The 2,730-nt window shown below is 75.8% G+C and carries 2 protein-coding genes; one reads left to right on the plus strand and one right to left on the minus strand.

Features of this window, described 5'->3' with window-relative positions; translation table 11 throughout:
• Window positions 1-749, minus strand: a 749-nt coding sequence (locus tag GTW67_RS26430) for an FHA domain-containing protein (RefSeq protein ID WP_161167293.1), incomplete at its 3' end; no start/stop codon positions are given.
• A 431-nt stretch (window positions 750-1,180) separates the two neighbouring features.
• Here GTW67_RS26430 and GTW67_RS26435 point away from each other — a divergent pair.
• A partial coding sequence (locus GTW67_RS26435; RefSeq protein ID WP_161167292.1) for a protein kinase domain-containing protein occupies window positions 1,181-2,730 on the plus strand: 1,550 nt, incomplete at its 3' end.

Consider the following 2,730-nt stretch of genomic DNA (forward strand, 5'->3'; position numbering starts at 1 on the left):
GTGCCGTGGGCGTGGTGCGTGCGGTCGACGGGGATGTCCGGGCCGGCGCCCTTCACCGGGCCCCCGGCGTCGGGACCGGCGCCCGGCAGGCGCACGTACCCCTCGCCGTCCGGCGTCGTCGGCACCCGTATCGCGGCCCCCGGGGCGGCCGGGACCAGCCGCAGCGCCGACTCGCCGATCCGCAGCAGCGCCCCCGGCGCGAAGCGCACCGGACGCTCGCCGACGCGGGTGCCGTCCAAGGTGGTGCCGTTGGTCGAGCCGAGGTCGGCGACGGAGACGGCGCCGTCGGCGGCGACCGTCACGGCGCAGTGCGTCCGGGAGACGTCCGGGTCGTCGAGTGCCACGTCGGCGTCGGCGGACCGGCCGAGCCGGATCTGGCCCCCGTGCAGCAGATGGACGCCGCCCGCGTCGGGGCCGGCGACCACGTGCAGCTGGGCCGGGACCTCGGCGGGCTCGGTGTGCGGGTCGGGCTCGCCAGGGGCGCCCAGGCAGAGCACGGCGCCGTCGATCAGCGGGGGCTCGCCCAGGGTGCTGCGCTGGGCGTCGAGCCGCTGCGCGCCGGCGTACAGGACCACCTGGCCGGAGCCCTGGGCGTCACCGCCGGGGACCACCGAGGCCAGTGCGGAGGCTACCGCGGCCAGAGCCGTGCCGGCCGGCGCCGTGACCAGCACGTCGCTCGCGGCGGGTGCGCTGCCCCCCGTGGCCGGGTGCGGGCCCAGCGGATCTACGACGGTCAGCCGGATCTGCATCGCCGTCAGCGGTCCCTTCGCGCGGGCGCCCGCGACCGCGTGGGACGAAGCCTTCTCCCCGCGGTCCCCCACCGCGGACTTCCCCCACCGCCGCACGAGCACGTCGGCCAGTACTGGAGGCATCCTCGCACCTGCCACTGACAACGCGCCCGCCCGCCGCCTTCAAATGATCTTGATTGGTCGGCTCTGCCCGCAAAAGTGCCTGACGGATGGCCTGACGATGATCGAAGAGTGACCGGTTGAGATCGGTCACGTCCGGGCCCGGCAACCAAGGGACCAGGTGGAGCGTCTTTCCTTCGAACATGAGCCGGAAGCGGAACGTATGACGCACCGGCGGACCAATGGGGACCACAGGGCGACGACAGCCCGGGCCGCACACCGCGGCACTACAGTGGGTCGGAACAGCCAGCAAGCAACAGGGAGCGCATGACGTGCGGCCGGTAGGCAGCAAGTACCTCCTCGAGGAGCCCCTCGGTCGCGGCGCCACGGGCACCGTCTGGCGAGCCCGCCAGCGGGAGACCGCGGGCGCCGAGGCGGCCGTGGCCGGACAGCCCGGCGAGACCGTCGCGATCAAGGTCCTCAAGGAGGAGCTCGCGAGCGACGCGGACATCGTGATGCGCTTCCTGCGGGAGCGCTCCGTCCTGCTCCGGCTGACCCACCCCAACATCGTCCGGGTCCGCGACCTGGTCGTCGAGGGCGAGCTGCTGGCGCTGGTCATGGACCTCGTCGACGGCCCCGACCTGCACCGCTACCTGCGGGAGAACGGGCCGTTCACCCCGGTCGCCGCCGCCCTGCTCACCGCCCAGATCGCCGACGCGCTCGCCGCGAGCCACGCCGACGGCGTCGTCCACCGCGACCTGAAGCCGGCCAACGTCCTGCTGAGGCAGACCGGCGGCGAGATGCACCCGATGCTCACCGACTTCGGCATCGCCCGCCTCGCCGACTCGCCCGGCCTCACCCGCACCCACGAGTTCGTCGGCACGCCCGCGTATGTCGCGCCGGAGTCCGCCGAGGGCCGCCCGCAGACCTCCGCCGTCGACATCTACGGCGCCGGCATCCTGCTGTACGAGCTGGTCACCGGCCGCCCGCCGTTCTCCGGGGGCTCCGCCCTCGAAGTGCTGCACCAGCACCTGAGCGCCGAGCCGCGCCGCCCCTCCACGGTCCCCGACGCGCTGTGGACGGTCATCGAGCGCTGCCTGCGCAAGAACCCCGACGAGCGCCCCAGCGCCGAGAACCTCGCCCGCGGCCTGCGCGTCGTCGCCGAGGGCATCGGCGTGCACGCGAACAGCGCCCAGATCGGCGCCGCGGAGAACGTCGGCGCGCTCCTCGCCCCCGACCCCGCGCCCGCGCAGGTCCCGGGCGCCCCCGGCGCCGCCGACCCGACCCAGGTCCTGCCGCACAGCCCGAACGGCGCCTACGACCCGAACGGCGCGACCAGCGTCCTGCCGCACACCGGCAACCCCGCGGGCGCCGCCGACCCCACCGCCGTACTGCCGAACCGCGGCGCGGCCGACCCGACCGCCGTCATGCCGCCGGTGCCGCCGGGACAGCCGGGCGGACAGCCCGGCGGGCCCGAGGACCCGCACCCCTGGCAGAACCAGCTCCGCGCCGCCCGCGACCGCAACGAGCAGACGCAGGTGCAGTACCTCGACCCGAACGAGGACCCGCTGCGCCGCCGCCCCCAGCGGCAGGTCGCCCGCCCGCAGCAGCAGCCGCGCCCCCAGCAGCACCGGCCCCCGCAGCCGCCGCCGCAGGGCTACGGCTACCCGCAGCAGCCCCAGCCGCAGCGGTACGCCACCCCGCAGCCCCAGCAGCCGCAGCGCTACGCCCCGCCGCCCGCGCCCGAGCCCCAGGCGCCCCGGCGCGAGCCCCGGCCGCCGCGGCAGCGCAGCGCCAACCCGATGCGCATCCCCGGCCTGGGCTGCCTCAAGGGCTGCCTGGTCACCCTGGTCATCCTGTTCGTGGCCGGCTGGCTGATCTG

Source organism: Streptomyces sp. SID5910, assembly GCF_009862125.1.
GTDB lineage: Bacteria > Actinomycetota > Actinomycetes > Streptomycetales > Streptomycetaceae > Streptomyces.